The sequence below is a fragment of the Streptomyces sp. NPDC055955 genome (assembly GCF_042270245.1).
GTDB lineage: Bacteria > Actinomycetota > Actinomycetes > Streptomycetales > Streptomycetaceae > Streptomyces.
In genome coordinates this window covers 105,918-122,534 of record NZ_JBHJYS010000022.1, presented here as the reverse complement: position 1 = coordinate 122,534, position 16,617 = coordinate 105,918, and the positions used below count along the sequence as shown (strand labels likewise).

Genomic DNA, 16,617 nt, shown 5'->3' with positions numbered 1-16,617 from the left:
ATGAGGAATGGGTTCCGGCGTGCCCGTGGCACCCCGGTTGCCTCCCGCGTCAGAGGTCGGCGGGGGACGGTGCTTCCGCGGGGATGGCGGTGAGGTCGGGGGCGGTGCCGGGGCGCGCCGGAACCCCGCGCCGCCCGGCCAGTCGGCATCCGAGGCAGTCCGCATGTCCGTTGCGTGCGGCGTGGTCCCGTCCCCTGAGATCCGAACGTCGCGGACCGGGAGGCTTGCCCCAGCCCGCGAGGTGCAGGCCCCACGTGACCGCCGCCGCGGAGGCCAGGACGCAGATCCCCAGCCAGATCCCCGGGCGCCAGCCGCAGATGCCGAGGCCGGTGATGATCGCCCCGCCGGTGGCGACGGCGAAGCCGGCCCACCCGGCGACGGTGTGCCCCTCGTCGTACCGGTGCGCGTCCAGCTGTCCGCCCGTATGACTCTCCGCCTGTCCGCCCGGGCGCCTCTTCATCTGTTCGGCCGGCTGCGTGTCCAGATGTCCGTTCATGGGGTGAGGGACCTCCTCGGGTTCGCACTATTTGTTGAGTGAGCACTCAAGAATGGACCGTAGCATGAGTTTTTGAGCGAGCGCTCTAGAATGGCGGCATGAGCAGAGCACGAGGGCGTCCGCGCACGTTCGACCGGGACGCGGCGCTGGAGGCGGCCATGCACCTGTTCTGGGAGCGCGGCTTCGAGGCGACCTCGCTGGGCGAGCTGACGGAGGCGATGGGCATCCGCCCGGGCAGCCTCTATGCGGCGTTCGGCGACAAGAAGGCGCTCTTCAGGGAGGCTGTCGAGGTGTACGGCCGGTCGCCGTTGGGGTCTTTCCCGGCGCGCGCCCTGGCCGAGGAGCCGACGGCTCGCGGCGCCGTGTCCCGGATCCTGCGCGAGGCGGCGGTGGTCTACGCGGATCCGTCGCACCCGGCGGGCTGCCTGGCCATCAGCGCGGCCACCAACGTCACCGTGCAGGACGAGGAGATCGCCGAGTTCCTGCGCGACGTGCGCAACGCGGGCCTGGCGGCCATCGAGGGGCGCCTGCGCCGGGCCCAGGAAGAAGGGGAGCTGCCCGCCGGGGTCGATGTGTCGGCCCTGGCCTCCTACTTCGCCGCGGTCGTGCAGGGACTTTCACAGCGCGCACGGGACGGGGCCGACGCGGCGGAGCTGTCCCAGGTGGCCGAGCTGGCGCTGGCCGCGTGGCCGGGCGGCGTCTGACGGCTGCATCCGGGCCCTTTCGTCGTCGCCGACCGGCACGCGAGAGCGGCGGACGCGGTATCGGCGACGCGCTGGGCAGCGCGCCCGACGGGGGACGCGGACCGCATCCGGCTCGTCCTCGCCCCCACGCCCGCACCCGTCACCGTGCGGCCTGCCCGCACGACTGAACCTGACTTCAAACAAACGGCCCTAGCCCGCCGGTGGCAATGTGCCGCGCGTCCGCCCGTGCCTGCCGTCACCGCACCCGCATCCGGCAGCACAATCGCCCCTGTCAGGACGCATGGCGTAGGTGAGCGGCACACGGCACCGAGGGGAACGACCGATGGACACAGCAGAGTCTCCGACACGCAGAGTTCTGCTCGCCGGCGCACTCGCGAGTGCCACGGTGGCGCTCGCGGGGTGCACTGCGACCAGCGCCGTCACCGCACCGTCCTCCACCGAGGCGTCCGGCACTTCGCCGACGCCCACGCGGACGCCGCCGCCGACCACGCCCAAGGCGGCATTCACGAGGCTGATGGAGGGCAACAAGCGGTGGGTGAGCGGGAATCTTCAGCACCCCGACCGGGATCCGGACCGTCGTGAGCTGGTCGCTCAGCAGCAGGAGCCCTTCGGGTCGATCCTCGCGTGCATCGACTCCCGCGTACCGCCTGAGCTCCTCTTCGACACCGGCCTCGGCGACCTCTACGTGATGCGCACGGGCGGAGAGGCGATCGGGCCGGTCGTCACCGGTTCTGTCGAATACGGGCCCATGACGAGCGGCACCCCCCTCATCGTGGTCCTCGGCCATCAGCGGTGCGGTGCGGTCAAGGCGGCGTACGAGTCCCTGCGAGACGGCAAACCGCTGCCGGGCAATCTGCAGGCGATCGTCAAGGCGCTGGAACCGGCATATCGGCAAGCGGTCCGCGAGGGCGGCGGCGACCCCGTCGAGACCATGGCCCGTGCTCAGGTCACCTTGACCGCGACCGATCTGCGCACCAACAACGACCTTTCCCCTCTCGTGAAGAAGGGCGACCTCGCCGTGGTCGGCGCCTATTACTCACTCGACACCGGCAAGGTGGACGTCCTGAGTGGCGCCCCGTCCTGAAGCGGCCCGCCGCGGATCATCTCCACCGGTGAGGAAGTCGATGAGGCTGTGCGGTGCCCGGTCGTCGAGGCAGAGCGCCAAGAGCCGGTGCACATCCGCGGCTTCCGACTCGCTGCGCGGGAACATCGCCTCTTCGTAGGCGGTGAGCGCCGCTTCGAGGTCGTCGGGGTGTGCGGCGATCGCCTGCCCGAGCTCGGCGCCGTCGAGCATCGCCAGATTCGCGCCCTCGCCGGACGGCGGCATGAGGTGCGCGGCGTCACCGAGGAGCGTCACCCCGGGGACGCGGACCCACCGGTGCCGGTTCGGGAGCGTGTGAAGGGGGCTAGGCGTCCGTCCCGCACGGAGATGGCGACGACCTGACTGTCACTCCCTGGCGTCGAGGTCGGTCGCCACGAGCGCGGCCAGTTCGTCTATGGCGGCGTCCGCGCCGTCGCCCTCGGCTGCGAGCACCACGGAATCACCGTGCTTCACCGCGAGTGCGAGCACGGACAGCAGGCTTCGTGCGTCGACCGGGCTCTGCCCCTCGCGGGCCACAGTCACCTTGACTGGCTGCTTCGAGGCGGCCTGGACGAAGACGGAAGCCGGGCGGGCGTGCAGCCCGGTGCGCGAACCGATGACGACAGTGCGCTGCGGCATGAGGTGACCCTCTTTCTGGAGGTGAAGGATGAGAGGCTCGATGGATGTGGATTTACATTTGTTTAATGTCTGATCTTCTGCGTTTCACTGGATGCTACGGGGGTGACGCGGCGAAGTAAACAGATACGGGCACGAAGCGCGAGCGCCGGCCTTCCCGCCCCCCTCGGCGTGACCCAGGCGGTCTACGCGGCCGGGAGGTGCCGCACTGATCGGGGAAGGGTCTGAGGATGCGTCTGGTACCCGAGCGGCTGGTCAAGCTACTGAGCCGTGTCCCCCGTGGCAGTCGGCTCGTGAAACGGCTGAGGCACCCGGAAGCCGTGCAGACGCTACGCGCCACCGCCGCCGCGACGATCGCCTACGTCATCGCCCTGCACCTCAGCCGCGAACCCGTACCGCTGACCGCGCCCCTGACCGCTCTCCTCGTCGTGCAGGTGACCCTGTACGCGACCGTGAAGATGAGTCTGAGCCGCATCAACTCCGTGGTCGTCGGAGTGTTCATCGCCATCGGGTTCAGCGCCTTGGTGGGACTGAGCTGGTGGAGCCTGGGGCTGATCATCCTCGTGTCCCTCACCATCGGGCCCCTCGTGCGCGCGAACGAGTTCGTGCCCGAGGTGGCGATCAGCGCCATGCTCGTACTCGGCGTCACCCAAGTGGCATCGAGCGCCTGGGACCGCGTACTGGAAACCCTGATCGGAGCCCTGACCGGGCTCGCCTTCAACCTGTTCTTCGCCCCGCCCCTCTGGGTGGACACGGCGGGCGACGCCCTGGAGGACCTGGCCCGGCGCATGCGCCGCCTCCTCCTCGAACTCAGCGACCAGCTCGACGACGAGACCCCCTGGCCGCTCGCCGCGGAACGACTCCACGAGGCGCGCCGCCTCGATCAGGACATCGCCGACGTGGACGCCTCCCTGCGGCAGGCCGAGGACAGCCTCCGGCTCAACCCGCGTGTGCGGGAGGGGCGACTGCACCGTGTGGTCCTGCGGACCGGCCTCGACACACTCGAAATCTGCACCGTCGTGCTGCGCGTCATCGCGCGGACCCTGACGGACCTGGCCAAACAGCGCGAAGAGGAGTGGCTGCTCGACCCCGAGGCGTCGATGGCGATGCGCGATCTGCTCGGGCACGTCGCGGACGCGATCGTCAGCTTCGCCGTACTCGTCTCCACCGGAACCAGTTCGGAATCGGAGACGGCAGAGGACCGCCTGGTCAGCCATCTGGCCGCCGCCAACGCCCAGCGCGAACACGTCGCGCGACTGCTTCTGGACACCGTCCAGGAGGACCCGCGCCAGTGGCAGCTGCAGGGAGCCCTGCTCACCGAGATCGACCGCATCCTCGCCGAACTCGACGCGGAGCACCGCACACAGCGCCTCATGGAGGAACTCGACCGCAACGCCCAGCAACTGCACGAACGCTTCCCGGCACTCGCCGACGTGCTCAGATGGGCACGCAAGCACAGGCTGGGCGTACGCCGGAAAGGCACGTGACAGAGAAGGGGCGGGCTGGGGCTCTTCGGTGGGATCAGGCCGGGCCGGGGAGCGCGTGCCGGCACCCGCGAGCCTGGCACGACCCAGACGACAGGCCCTAGTTGCCCGTCAGCGCCGTCCTGAGCTCGTCCAGCGATTCCCGCATGAACCGCGACATCTCACGTTCCTCGGTCGCGCCGATCCAGCGCTCGAAGCCCACCTTGAAGACGGCGACCCCCGCCTCGGCGGTGAGGCTCGCGGCCGGCTCCGCCACGCCGCGCCGCCGCAAGGTGTCGGCGAGCGCCGCCGACATCGAGGCGAGCTTGATGAGCTCGCGCTCCTGGAGTTCGGCGGTCGCCATGATCACGGCCTGCCGTCGCCGCGCGAAGTCGCGGCGGTCGGCAAAGAACTCGGCGAGCGCGTCAAGGCCCACGGCCACCGCGTCGATCGGCGCCGCGGACTTCGGCACGTCGGCGACCGCTTTCACGAACGCCTCCTCCAGCTGGCCGGAACCGGCGAACAGGACCTCGCGCTTGTCCGCGTAGTGCCGGAAGAACGTGCGCTCCGTGAGTCCGGCCCGTTTGGCGATCTCCGCCACGGTCGTCTGCTCGAACCCGCGCTCGCTGTAGAGCTCCAACGCCGCGTTCGCCAGACGCCCACGCGCGTCCGGCTCCCATCTACCCATGCGCAGATCCTACGTGATGACAGTGAATGACATCAGGTGTAGCTTTGATGACAGGCACTGACATCACCATGGCGGCATCTGCCATCGACTTTCTGGGGTTTCTCATGCGCATCTTCGTGACCGGCGCGTCCGGCTGGATCGGCTCCGCCGTCGTTCCCGAGCTCATCGACGCGGGACACGAGGCCGTCGGGCTGGCCCGCTCCGACGCCTCCGCGGCCGCGCTCACCGCCGCGGGGGCGGAGGTCGTTCGCGGCACCGTCGACGACCTCGACGTACTCCGTGACGCGGCCGCCTCGTCGGACGGGGTGATCCACCTCGCCTTCAAGCACGACATCGCCTTCTCCGGCGACTTCCAGGGGGCCGCGGAGGCGGATCGCCGCGCAGTCGACACGATCGGCGCCGCGCTCATGGGCACCGGCCGGCCCTTCGTCATCGCCTCCGGCGTGGCCGGACTCGCGCCCGGGCGGGTGTCGACCGAACACGACAGGGCCACGATCGACGACTCGCCGATCACCATCCGGGTGTCCACTGCTCAGGCGGTGCTCGACCTCGCCGCGCAGGGTGTGCGCTCGTCCGTGGTGCGGCTCTCGCCCACCTGCCACGGCGACGGGGACAACGGTTTCATGGCCGCACTGGTCACCACCGCCCGCGCCAAGGGCGTCTCCGGCTACGTCGGGGACGGCGCCAACCGCTGGCCCGCCGTCCACCGCCTCGACGCCGCCCACCTGTTCCGCCTCGCGATCGAGCAGGCCCCCGCGGGATCGGTGCTGCACGGCGTCGCGGAGGAGGGGGTCGCGCTCCGCGACGTCGCCGAAGTGATCGGCCGCCACCTCGACGTGCCGGTGACCTCCGTGGCACCCGAGAACGCCGCCGAGCACTTCACCTGGCTGGCCGCCTTCGTCGGCATCGACGCCCCGGCGTCGAACACGCTGACCCGCGAACTGCTTTCCTGGGAGCCGGCCCACCCCGGCCTCCTCGAAGACCTCGACAAGGGGCACTACTTCCAGGCGTCGACGACCACTGCCTGAGCGAGCCGCGGAATCGGCACCGGCGCTGCGCACATACACGTGGACGGCGGCACAGCGACCTCACCCCGAGCGGCCGACCGCCGTCCGCCTCCCATCGTTCAGTGGGCCAGGAGGCGGATCTCGTCGCGGATTCCTTCGGCGAGTGGTCGCGCCAGGTCGCGATGGTTGTGGTCGGTGACGGCGGTGACGACGGAGGTGCTGCCGTGATGGATGGCGGTGACTGCGAGAGGGTGGCCCGGGCCGAGCGGCGGGACGGCTGCCATCTTGGTGAGTCGCGCCGAACCGAGGGTCAGGTCGCCGGCGTGCGTGGACACGCTGCTGCAGAGAAGGGAGAAGTAGCGGGGTGAATCGACGTAACGGCCCGCCGCGTTGCCCAGAGGGGTGATCTTGCGTGGTCGTGAGGAGACCACGGCGGCCTGGGCGCGGGCCCTGGCCCCGATCGCGGCGCGCCGGATGAAGGCGTCGACGGCACCGAGTCTCGCCCGCGCGTCCCGCTGCTGGGGGAGCGGTACCCGGACCGTGGCGTAGTGGTTGCCGAGGAGCTGTGACTCCCCGTCGGCGCGTACGTCGACGGGGACCAGGGCGCAGATGCCGGGCAAGGCCGGTAGGGGGCGGCCGGCGACGCCCAGATTCCGCAGCGCTCCGGCGGTGGCGGACAGGAAGACCGCGTTGGCGGAGGCACGATCGGCTGACGCGTCGGAGCGCAACGACGCGCGGGCGGCGTCGAGTTCCTTACGCGGCACCGGGCAGAAGCACAGAACCCGGTGAGGGTCGACGGGACCGTGAAAGGGCAGCGGGCGGGCCTTGGGGAGCAGGTCGCCCAGAGCCCAGGCGAGTCGGCGGGTTCGGGAGGGCGTGTCCGCCGGCGCGGGGCCGCCGACGCGCGGAGGGCGCAGGGCGTCCTTCTCGTCGAACAGGGCGCGGAGCAACGTGGCGATCGACCTGCCGTCGAGCAGGGCATGGTGGGCGCGGAACAGGAGAACGAAGCCACCCGTGGTGGGGATGAGGTGCAACTGCCAGGGCGGGCGGCAGGGGTCGAGTGGCGCAGTGAAGAGGGCCGCGATGTCCACTTCGAGCTCCGTCGAGGCGGCGTCCGGGCTTTCGACGATGTGGTGAGCGGCCTCGAAGTGCGGGCCGGTCGACCACCGCGGCCAGCCGCCGTCCGCGGGACCGGCCGCGCCCGGCATCTGTCGTAGCCGCTCGAAGGGTGCCAGGCGGAACGCGGCCGAGGAGCGCAGGGCTGACAGCGTGGGCGGGGGCCCTTCGAACCAGGCGAGCAGCGCGGCCGTCATGGTGGAGCCGCCGTGGCTCTGCTGGCGGTGCATCCAGGCGTCCAGCGGTGGCATGGCGGTGGCGGGGCGCGCGGTGTCGTGTTCCGGTGCGGTCGACGAGGTGGCGAGGTGTGATGGCGGGGCTGGTGGGGTCATAGGGGGTCCTCGAGCCGATGATGGTGGGTGCCCGGCTCCGTCCGGTGTGTCCGGGCGGGCGCTGGGCCGGCGTACGCGCGGGCTGACGCGGATCAGCCGAGCGTGGCCACCGCGCGGGCGACGGCCCCCGCTCCGTCCTCCCGCGCAAGGCGTACGGCCGCTGCCGCGGCGTTGCGCGACAGCGCGCGGTCCTGGGTCGTGCGGGTGAGCGCGTCGGCCAGTCGTGCGGCGGTCAGTTCGGCGCAGGGCAGCGCTTCCGCGCTCACCCCCAGCTGCACAAGGCGGGCGGCCCACCAGGGCTGATCGGTCATGACCGGTACAGGTAGGGCCGGTACACCCGCCCGCAGACCGGCCGCCGTGGTGCCGGCGCCCGCGTGGTGGACCACTGCCGCCGTCCGGGGCATGAGCCAGCGGTGCGGGATCTCGTCCACGGTGATGACGTCGTCGTCGACCACCGAGAGGCCGGCCCACCCCGACTGGACGACCCCGCGCAGGCCCGCGCGGCGCAGCGCCCGCGCCGCGATCTGGCCGAGCTCCTCGGGGTCGCCGGGCATCATGCTTCCGAAACCGATGAGTACCGGGGGTGGTCCGGCGGCCAGGAAGTCCTCCACCAGGGTGGGTGGTTGCCAGTTCGGGCACTCGTGCGGCCACCAGTACCCGGCCACGTGCAGTCCGGGCCGCCAGTCCGCCGGACGGGGAACCACCCAAGGGCTGTAGCCGTGCCAGATCGGCCACTGCTCGCGCTCACGGACTCCGCGCAGGCGATGGGCGCTGCGGTGGTCGACACCCAGGCGGGCGTGGACGGCGCGATGGGCCGAGCGATACAGGGTGTCGAAGAGAGCGTTGGCGGCGTGGCCCCGAAGGAGGTTGGCGCGGCCCGATCTCCGCCAGGCCGTCGTGCACGGGGCGAACTCGGCGGTCGGCACATCGGGTTGGAGGAAGACACCCATGGTGGGAATGCGGTGGTGGCGTGCGATGGCCGCGCCGATCGGGGCCGCCATGGTCGACAGCAGGACGAGGTCGGCCTTCGGGTCCACCGCTGTGAGGATGGCGTCCACCAACGAGAGCATGGCCTGTTCGGTCGTCCGGACGAGTGACCGTAGCGACGCGAGTGCCGGGCGCCGGGGCGAACGACGGGCGTTCGATGGATGCCCTGCGCTCCTGAGGCTGCTGTGGGCGTCGATCAGCGATTCAAAGGGATCGGCTTCCAGCGGCTCCATACGAAGTCCGCAACAGGCGACCATCGGGGCGAACTTGGCGTGGGTGACGATCTCGACGGTGTGTCCCTCGGCCAACAGGCGGTGTGCGAGGCCGGTGTAGGGGGCGACCGAGCCGGTCGAACCCACCGTGACGACTTGGATGCGCATCGAGTGCGGGTCCCCTTTCGACCGGAATCGCACAACCCGGGTTTCCCGGCGAGCCGTTGGGCTGCCGCGACTCACGCTTTTGCCTACGCCACCAACGAGCACGTCGACCGGGAGTCACGTGATCGCGTACTACCGGGGGAGCCTTCGGGCGTGCTCAGCGGGCTGGGCAGGGCTGGGAGGTCCGCTCCACCCCGCGGCAGTACGGGAGCTGTGCCAGCGGCTCGTCCGCCAGGAAGTGGGTGATCAGGTCGGCGAGTTCGACCGGCCGCTCCAGCGGAAGCATGTGGTCCGCGTCGGCCACCTGTGTGAACCAGCTGTCGGAGCACGTGGCGGCGAGGTCTCGGCACAGTTCAGGAGTGGTGAAGGTGTCGTACTCCCCGGTGGCGACCAGTACCGGCATGGCCGGCGGCCGGCTGGTGTCGAGCATCTCGTGCCTGAGCAGACGCATCGTGTTGGCGAGGTGTTTGGCGACGTCCTCCTCGCTCAGGTTGAGCATCCGGCGCATCAGGAAGCGGCGAACCCGTGAGCCTGCGGTGACGGAGTCGATCCGGTCGGCGTTGACCATGAACGCGACGGTCTCCTCGGCGAACTCCTCCATACGCCGGTCCGCGAGCAGGTCCAGAGTCCGGCGCATGGCGACCCGGGCGTGCCGGGGAATGGACGTCATCGTCCCCACCAGCACCATCCTCTCGACCAGTTCGGGGCGCCGCTGCGCGAGGCGGTAGACGATGGCTGTGCCGTACGAACCGCCCACGAGATTGACGGAGGTCAGCCCCGACTCGTCGAGCATGTGTCCCAGAGCGTCCGCGAGGAAGTCCGCGCCATGGCGGTCGGGGAGGACGTTCCCGGCACCCCAGCCCGGGAGGTCTACGGTGAACACGTCGCCGTGCGCCAGCAGTTCACGTTCCAGACGCCCCCAACTCTCCTTGGTCTGGAACGCACCGCCGACCAGCACCGAGGGCGCGATACGCGGCGCGGGTGCACGCACCAGGCGCGACTCGCAGCGGTAGCCCTCCCACTCGTGGCGGGACACGAGAGGGGATCGGGTGCGGGTGTGGGGGACGGCGAGCGCCGGGTGCGTCAGCGACACGAGGTCTCAACCCCCGTTCCGTGCACCAGGTCCAGCGGTGGGCCGCCTCGGGCCGGTCGCCGCGTGGTCGATCCAGCTGAGGTCCGGACAAAGCCGTACATTGACATGCCGTCAAGATATCGTCTCGAACAGAACATTCTGTTCCATTCGCTGGATAGTGGTCGAGCCGTGGCACACCAACTCTCCGAGCTCGCTGACTTGTTCCCCCCGAGCCGGTGCCGCGGCGTGAGCGTCCGGGAACGGGGCTCAGGTACGGCGGTCGGCGAACTGGCGTTGGAGCCAGCGGGTGCGGGCGTTGCGCGCGTCCCGGCTCAAGACCGCCTCGGGCGCCACGCTGTCGAAGCCGTGGTAGGCGCCGGGCCATACGTGCAGTTCAGCCTGTCCGCCCGCCCGCCAGATGGCGCCCGCGTAGGCGACTCCCTCGTCCCGGAACATCTCCGCCGACCCGACGTCGACATACGCCGGGGGGAGCCGTGAGAGATCCGTGGCGCGTGCGGGGGCCGCGTACGGGGGCAGGTCCTCGGCACCGTAACGGTCGCCCAGCAGCGCCTGCCACGCGGTGGCGTTCGAGGTGAGGTCCCACAGCCCGAGGCCCGACATCTGTCGACTGGAGAAGGTGCTGCCGCGGTCGTCGAGCATGGGGCACAGCAGCAGTTGCCCCAACGGCTCGGGACCACCGCGGTCGCGGGCCAGCAGGGCGAGGGCAGCGGAGAGCCCGCCGCCGGCGCTCTTCCCGCCGATGATGACGCGGTCCGGGTCGATGTCCAGTTCGGCCGCGTGCCCGGTGGCCCAGAGGAGCCCCGCGTAGCAGTCCTCCAGCGGGTCCGGGTACCGCGCCCCCGGCGCCAACCGGTACTCGACCGAGATCACGGCCATGCCCAGCGGAAGGGCCCACTCGCGCAGAATCCGCGGGAGCACGGACCACGCGTTGCCCATGACCATCGCGCCGCCGTGCATGTAGTAGAGCAGCGGCAGCGGTCCGACGAGCCCGGAGGGCCGGGCGCTCACGAGCGTGACCTCCGGCCCGCCGGGCGGTCCCGGTACGCGCAACTCCGTCACTTCGAAACGGCCGTTCGCGCGCAGGTCCTCGGTGGTCGGCCTGGGCCGGGCCGCGGCATCCAGCTGCTGCCTGGCCGCCAGGTTGTCCGGGGTGATCGGCTCCCTCGGACCCTTGCCCATGTCCGCCAGTACGGCGCCCAGTTCGGGGTCGAACGGAGGCGCCGCCTTCGGCGCCGGGACGCCGTCACCGATCGGACTGCGGAACGATCGTCTGAGACCCATGCGCCGCAGCCAACCACACTGAACGAGTGCGCCGACGCCGATGGCTGGTGCCTGACGCCGTCATGGGCCGGGTCGGTCAGTCCGGAGGAGTTAACGCCGGTATTCATCCCTACGAGTGAATTCATGAATGGACGTCTGAACGGTCGTCCCCGCGGTGCGCTGTGCTGGGTCAAAGGGCAACGGATGCCGAGGGGGAGCGTATGCGTGTCGCCGTGCTGTGTGTCTGGCTGGTCACCGCGAGCCTGGGCGGATATCTGGCCACGGTGTGGATCCGCCACGGCGGGCTGCAACAGCGCACGCCGGGCGTGACGCGGCTGCCGCTGTGGCTCGTTCTCGGCCACATCGCGCTCGCTGTCGCCGGACTTGCCTCCTGGACCGCGTACCTCATCGGCAACGCGCGCGGCTCCGCCTGGGCCGCTTGCGCCGTCGTTCTGATCGTGGCCGCCTTCGGCTTCATGATGCTCTTCCGCTGGCTGCCCAGTCGGGGGAGACATTCGCAGGGGCATGCCACCGCCGAACGGAACTTCCCGCTCACCGCGGTCGTCGCCCACGGCATGAGCGCCGCCGTCACGGTGCTGCTGGTCGGGCTCGTCGTCCTGGGGCGCGCGTGACACGACCGGTGGTGGCGCCCCGCTCCCTCAGGCGCGGTCCCGCACCGCGTCCAGGCGGTCACGCACCCAGGCGTCCACGTCGTTGACGTGCCGGTTGGCCGCCGTGAAGGCGGCCAGGCTGTCGTGGGCGCGCAGGGCGCGGTAGATGTCCATGTGCTGCTCGTGGGTCCAGGCGAGCACGTCGGACTTGATCAGCGCTCGCCAGATGCGGGCCCTGGCCGTCTGCTGGGTGACGGAGGAGAGCAGCGACTCAAGGGTGCGGTTGCCCGTCGCGGCGACGATGTCGGCGTGGAACGCGAGGTCTTCGCGAACCAGCTCCTCCGGGTCGTGCAGCGTTCGCATACGCTCGATGCGCTCGTGGAGGGCGTCGAGGGTGGCCGCGTCGATCCGGGTCGCCGCGAGCGCCGTGGCGCCCGGCTCGATGACCTTGCGGCACTCCAGCATCTCGTCGAGGCCGGTGTCGTTGGCGAGGTCCAGGAAGCTGCCGATGGCGCGCACCAGCCGGTCCGGCCGCAGATCGGTGACGAACGTGCCGTCACCCCGGCGCACGTCGAGAACGCCGGCCATGGCGAGGGCGCGTACGGCCTCGCGGAGAGAGGGGCGGGACAGCTCCAGCTCGTGCGCGAGCGCGGTCTCCGGGGGAAGCCGCTGCCCCGGCGCGAACTCGCCCGATTCGATGCGCTTCTTGAGGCGGCTGATCGCCACGTCGACGACGCTGAGTCCGCTCTCGCCGGAGCCGTCCGCATCTCTCTTGGTTGACATGGGGTCAGGATCCCATCCGGTCGGACCCGCCCCAGACCGGACCGGTGGGATAGCGGTAGCTGTCCAGAGTCTCGCGGTGGATCTGTGCGCTGTAGCCCGGAGCCTCGGGCACCAGGTAGCGCGAGCCGCGGATGCGGACCGGATCGTGGAAGTGCTCGTGCAGGTGATCCACGTACTCCACGACGCGGTCTTCCATCGAGCCGCTGACGGCCACGTAGTCGAAGATCGACAGGTGCTGCACCAGCTCGCACAGGCCGACTCCGCCCGCGTGCGGGCAGACCGGTACGTCGTGCGCGGCGGCGAGCAGCAGGGCGGCGACCGCCTCGTTCACGCCGCCGAGCCGGCAGGCGTCGATCTGGCAGATGCCGATCGCATCGCTCTGCAGGAACTGCTTGAACATCACGGCGTTGTGGGCGTGCTCGCCGGTGGCCACGTGGATCGGCGCGATGCGCCGCGCGATGGCCGCGTGGCCCAGGATGTCGTCCGGGCTGGTCGGCTCCTCGAACCACCAGATGTCGAACTCGGCGAGCGCGTCCGCCCAGGCGATCGCTTCCTCGACGCCGAGGGTCTGGTTGGCATCGATCATCAGCCTGCGGTCGGGGCCGATGATCTCGCGGGCGATGCGGCAGCGGCGGATGTCGTCCTCGAGGTCGGCGCCGACCTTGAGCTTGACCGCGTCCCAGCCCTGCGCGACGGCCTCCTTGCACAGCCGGGCCAACTTGGCGTCGTCGTAACCGAGCCAGCCCGCGCTGGTGGTGTACGCGGGGTAGCCGTGCCGGCGCACGTACGCCTCCCGTTCGGCGCGGCCCGGCACCCGGGACTCGAGCAGGGCGAGCGCGGCCTGCGGGGTCAGCGCGTCCTTGAGGTAGCGCCAGTCCACCAGGTCCACCAACTGCTGCGGTGAGAAGTCGGCGAGCAGCTTCCACACCGGCTTGCCCGCCAGCTTGGCGGCCAGATCCCAGGCGGCGTTGACGACCGCGGCCGTGCCGAGATGGATCGCGCCCTTGTCGGGGCCCAGCCAGCGCAGCTGACTGTCGCCGAGCAGATGGCGGGAGAAGCCGCCCAGGTCGCTGACGACTTCGGCGACGGACAGGCCTATGGCCCGCTCGCCGATCGCTCGTGCGGCCTGGACCGCAAGGTCGTTGCCGCGGCCGATGGTGAAGGTGAAGCCGTGCCCTTCGGACACGTCCGTGAGCTTGTCACCGCCGCCGACGCGCAGCACCACGTACGCCGCCGAGTAGTCCGGCGAGTCGTTCATCGCGTCGGAGCCGTCGAGGTCCTTGGAGGTGGGGAAGCGGACGTCGATCGTTTCCACATCGACGATACGAGCAGTCATCGGCGGTCACTCCTGTGTGCGACGGGTTGACGAGGTGACGAGACGCGGTGGACCCGTGTTTCCGGGCTTCCGGCGGATTGATGGCCAAGATGTCAGATGTCTGCCGCGCTCGCCAGATGTTTCGCTCAGATCATCTGGTTGCTACCCAGGTATTGCCCGTCAGTTCTGTCATGGCTACGGTCCAGTGGTCAGATGTCTCCGGCGCCCCCAGGCCAGACATCTGACAGGCAGCCGCAGCCCTCCACGCGTATCGGCGTGGACCGCAGGAGGTCCGATGAACACGGTGCCCACCCTGGAGAGCGTGCGCCGGAAAGTGTCCCGGCGCTTGCTCCCCCCACTCTTCTTGATGTTCGTACTGAGCTTCCTGGACCGCACGAACGTCGCGCTGGTGAAACCCCACCTCGAGGCGGACGTGGGAATCGACGCCGCCGCCTACGGCCTCGGCGCCGGCGTCTTCTTCGTCGGCTACGCCGTGCTGGGCGTCCCGTCCAACCTCGCTCTGCACCGGATCGGCGCCCGCCGCTGGCTGGCCGGCCTCATGTTCGTATGGGGCCTGCTGTCCTGCGCGATGGCGCTCGTCAACAGCCCCACCAGCTTCTACGCGCTGCGCTTTCTGCTCGGCGCCGCCGAGGCCGGCTTCTTCCCCGGCGTGATCCTCTACATCACGTACTGGTTCCCGGCCGCCGACCGCGGCAAGGCAACCGGCATGTTCCAGTCCGCCGTCGCCGTCTCCAGCATCATCGGCAACCCCCTCGGCGGCTACCTCATCGGACTCCACGGGCTGGCCGGGCTCGACGGATGGAAGTGGATGTTCCTCCTGGAGGGAGCGCCCACCGTCCTGCTGGCGCTCGCCGTCCCCTGGCTCCTCACCGACCGTCCGGAGCAGGCGAGTTGGCTGACGGGCGAGGAGAAGGTGCTCCTCACCGAGCGCATTGCCGCGGACCGTCCGGACCCGAGCATGCGCTCACCGCGGCGCGCCCGCGCCGTCATCAGCGACAGTCGCGTGCTCCGCCTGATGTTCGTCTACTTCGCGATCCAGATCAGCGTGTACGGCGTCACGTTCTGGCTGCCCTCACTGGTCGGGCGCATCGACGGGCTCGGCGACGTCGGCATCGGCTTCGTCTCCGCGCTGCCCTGGGTGTTCGCCCTGCTCGGCGTGGTGATCCTGCCCTGGTACTCGGACCGCACCGGCGACCGGCGCGGGCCTCTGCGGATCGCCCTCGTCCTGACCGTCGCCGGACTGCTCGGCGGCGTACTCCTGCCGCCGGTGCCCGCGGTCGCCGCCCTGTGCGTCGCCGCTTTCGGCTTCCTGGGCGCGCAGCCCGTGTTCTGGACGGTCCCGCCGACGATCCTCGCCGGCGTCCAGATCGCCGCCACCATCCCGCTGATCTCCGGCTTCGGAAACCTCGGCGGTTTCGTCGGCTCGTACGTGATGGGTGCCGTCGAGTCGGGTACCGGTTCGGGGGCCGGCGGCCTCTATGTCATCGCGGCGATCGCCGCCGCCGGGGCCGTCGTGGTCACCGGCTTCCACTGGGTGGCTCAGGCCGCCCGAACTCCCGCAGAGAGGAACGAAGATGACGCGGATCGTGCGCTTCGCTGACGACACCGGGGCCGTACACGCCGGAGTCGCCGACGAGAACGGAACCGTCCGCACCTTCGAGGGCGCGCCACGCATCGCCGACCTGCTGCAACTGACGGCAGCCGACCTGCGCACACTGGTGGAGACCACCGCGGCCTCCACCGACCCCGGCCTGCCCGTACGTGACGTGCTGCTGCTCCCGCCGCTCGACGGCCTGATGGAACTGTGGGCCGCCGGTGTCACGTACGAGCGCTCCCGGGACGCCCGGGTCGCGGAGAGCACCGAGCAGTCGGTGTACGAGCGGATCTACGACGCCGCGCGCCCTGAGCTGTTCTTCAAGTCCCAGCCCTGGCGCGTCGTGACCGACGACGAGCCGATCGCCGTACGGGACGACTCGGACCTCGATGTCCCCGAGCCCGAACTCGGCCTGGTGCTCAACCGCCACGGAGAGACGGTCGGTTACGTGATCGTGGACGACGTCAGCTCCCGATCGATCGAGGGCGAGAACCCCCTCTATCTGCCGCAGGCCAAGATCTATGCCGGGAGCGCCGCGGTGTCCTCGGGCATCGCGCCCGTATGGGAGGTCGAGGACGCGACCGCGCTGAAGATCGCCCTCGAGGTGCGGCGAGACGGCGCCGTCGCCTTTGAGGCGACGACCACCACGGCCTCCTTCCACCGCCCTCCGCAGGGACTGGTGGACCATCTCTGGCACTCCCAGCCGTTCCCCGACGGCGCGGTGCTGTCCACCGGCACCGGCATCGTGCCGGGACTCGACTTCACTCTGCGGGACGGGGACGTCGTCGAGATCACCATCGACGGCGTCGGGACACTCTCGAATCCCGTACGTGGAGACCAGGCGGAGCTGGGCTGGCTGGTCGAAGCGATCGACCACCCTCTGACGCGGGGCGCGCATCGAACACAACAGGGTGGGGGCCGGTGACCGACGGGTGTGCGGCGGCAGCCTCCCGGGCCGGTAAGTGTCAAGCGGCCGACATGCCAAGGTAGTTGCCCCACTGTGGGGGCGCTCGGGGAGGGAGGCTGTTCGACGGGGCACTTGTCGGCGCGACA

At 70.5% G+C, this 16,617-nt stretch carries 16 protein-coding genes and 1 pseudogene; 7 read left to right on the top strand and 10 right to left on the bottom strand.

The features are described from left to right. Nucleotides 1–49: 49 nt before the first annotated feature. Complete coding sequence (locus tag ACFC96_RS34765) at nucleotides 50–412, bottom strand: HGxxPAAW family protein (RefSeq protein WP_376261200.1); 363 nt, start codon at nucleotides 410–412, stop codon at nucleotides 50–52. Between the two features lie 182 nt (nucleotides 413–594). On the opposite strand from ACFC96_RS34765, the gene ACFC96_RS34760 reads away from it, so the two are divergent. Both ACFC96_RS34760 and ACFC96_RS34755 read left to right on the top strand, forming a co-directional pair. Continuing rightward, entirely contained in the window at nucleotides 595–1,200 is a 606-nt protein-coding gene (locus tag ACFC96_RS34760) for a TetR/AcrR family transcriptional regulator (RefSeq protein WP_376615960.1), read from the top strand. A 322-nt stretch (nucleotides 1,201–1,522) separates the two neighbouring features. After that, nucleotides 1,523–2,284, top strand: a complete 762-nt coding sequence (locus tag ACFC96_RS34755; RefSeq protein WP_340458639.1) for a carbonic anhydrase — start codon at nucleotides 1,523–1,525, stop codon at nucleotides 2,282–2,284. On the opposite strand, the pseudogene ACFC96_RS34750 reads toward ACFC96_RS34755, so the two are convergent. After that, a pseudogene (locus ACFC96_RS34750) lies at nucleotides 2,237–2,605 on the bottom strand (FAD-dependent oxidoreductase); the annotation flags it as partial. The gene ACFC96_RS34755 and the pseudogene ACFC96_RS34750 overlap by 48 nt on opposite strands. A 42-nt stretch (nucleotides 2,606–2,647) precedes the next feature. Further along, the gene (locus tag ACFC96_RS34745; protein ID WP_326708646.1) at nucleotides 2,648–2,920 is read right to left on the bottom strand and encodes an HPr family phosphocarrier protein; all 273 of its coding nucleotides are present in this window, start codon (nucleotides 2,918–2,920) and stop codon (nucleotides 2,648–2,650) included. A gap of 227 nt (nucleotides 2,921–3,147) precedes the next feature. On the opposite strand from ACFC96_RS34745, the gene ACFC96_RS34740 reads away from it, so the two are divergent. Then, the gene (locus ACFC96_RS34740; protein WP_376615958.1) at nucleotides 3,148–4,404 is read left to right on the top strand and encodes an aromatic acid exporter family protein; all 1,257 of its coding nucleotides are present in this window, start codon (nucleotides 3,148–3,150) and stop codon (nucleotides 4,402–4,404) included. Between the two features lie 97 nt (nucleotides 4,405–4,501). Here the strand turns inward: ACFC96_RS34740 and ACFC96_RS34735 are convergent, their stop codons facing one another. Then, entirely contained in the window at nucleotides 4,502–5,068 is a 567-nt protein-coding gene (locus ACFC96_RS34735) for a TetR family transcriptional regulator (protein ID WP_376261073.1), read from the bottom strand. A 104-nt stretch (nucleotides 5,069–5,172) separates the two neighbouring features. On the opposite strand from ACFC96_RS34735, the gene ACFC96_RS34730 reads away from it, so the two are divergent. Next, nucleotides 5,173–6,096: an SDR family oxidoreductase gene (locus ACFC96_RS34730; protein ID WP_376616026.1), complete on the top strand. Its 924-nt coding sequence runs from the start codon at nucleotides 5,173–5,175 to the stop codon at nucleotides 6,094–6,096. A 98-nt stretch (nucleotides 6,097–6,194) separates the two neighbouring features. Here ACFC96_RS34730 and ACFC96_RS34725 read toward each other — a convergent pair whose 3' ends face one another. From ACFC96_RS34725 to ACFC96_RS34710, 4 genes are all read right to left on the bottom strand, one after another. Further along, nucleotides 6,195–7,523 carry a wax ester/triacylglycerol synthase domain-containing protein gene (locus ACFC96_RS34725; RefSeq protein ID WP_376615956.1) on the bottom strand — a complete coding sequence of 443 codons (1,329 nt, stop codon included), beginning with the start codon at nucleotides 7,521–7,523 and terminating at the stop codon, nucleotides 6,195–6,197. A 92-nt stretch (nucleotides 7,524–7,615) separates the two neighbouring features. Next, complete coding sequence (locus tag ACFC96_RS34720) at nucleotides 7,616–8,890, bottom strand: glycosyltransferase (RefSeq protein WP_376615954.1); 1,275 nt, start codon at nucleotides 8,888–8,890, stop codon at nucleotides 7,616–7,618. A gap of 154 nt (nucleotides 8,891–9,044) precedes the next feature. After that, nucleotides 9,045–9,980 carry an alpha/beta fold hydrolase gene (locus ACFC96_RS34715; protein ID WP_340458288.1) on the bottom strand — a complete coding sequence of 312 codons (936 nt, stop codon included), beginning with the start codon at nucleotides 9,978–9,980 and terminating at the stop codon, nucleotides 9,045–9,047. Nucleotides 9,981–10,226: 246 nt separating this feature from the next. Continuing rightward, nucleotides 10,227–11,261: an alpha/beta hydrolase gene (locus ACFC96_RS34710; protein ID WP_376615952.1), complete on the bottom strand. Its 1,035-nt coding sequence runs from the start codon at nucleotides 11,259–11,261 to the stop codon at nucleotides 10,227–10,229. 200 nt (nucleotides 11,262–11,461) lie between these two features. Here ACFC96_RS34710 and ACFC96_RS34705 point away from each other — a divergent pair, with 200 nt between their 5' ends. Next, nucleotides 11,462–11,872 (top strand): hypothetical protein, encoded by a 411-nt coding sequence (locus ACFC96_RS34705; RefSeq protein ID WP_340458286.1) that lies wholly within the window; start codon nucleotides 11,462–11,464, stop codon nucleotides 11,870–11,872. A gap of 27 nt (nucleotides 11,873–11,899) precedes the next feature. Here the strand turns inward: ACFC96_RS34705 and ACFC96_RS34700 are convergent, their stop codons facing one another. Further along, a complete protein-coding gene (locus ACFC96_RS34700; RefSeq protein WP_376261083.1) occupies nucleotides 11,900–12,634 on the bottom strand; it encodes a FadR/GntR family transcriptional regulator in 735 nt (244 codons plus the stop codon). A 4-nt stretch (nucleotides 12,635–12,638) separates the two neighbouring features. Then, on the bottom strand, nucleotides 12,639–13,970 hold the full coding sequence (locus tag ACFC96_RS34695) for an enolase C-terminal domain-like protein (protein WP_376615950.1): 1,332 nt from the start codon (nucleotides 13,968–13,970) through the stop codon (nucleotides 12,639–12,641). Nucleotides 13,971–14,316: 346 nt separating this feature from the next. Between ACFC96_RS34695 and ACFC96_RS34690 the strand changes: the two genes are divergently transcribed. Both ACFC96_RS34690 and ACFC96_RS34685 read left to right on the top strand, forming a co-directional pair. Next, nucleotides 14,317–15,570 carry an MFS transporter gene (locus tag ACFC96_RS34690; RefSeq protein WP_376615949.1) on the top strand — a complete coding sequence of 418 codons (1,254 nt, stop codon included), beginning with the start codon at nucleotides 14,317–14,319 and terminating at the stop codon, nucleotides 15,568–15,570. Beyond that, nucleotides 15,545–16,489 carry a fumarylacetoacetate hydrolase family protein gene (locus tag ACFC96_RS34685; RefSeq protein WP_376615947.1) on the top strand — a complete coding sequence of 315 codons (945 nt, stop codon included), beginning with the start codon at nucleotides 15,545–15,547 and terminating at the stop codon, nucleotides 16,487–16,489. Before ACFC96_RS34690 ends, ACFC96_RS34685 begins: the two co-directional genes overlap by 26 nt. The last annotated feature ends 128 nt before the right edge of the window (nucleotides 16,490–16,617 follow it).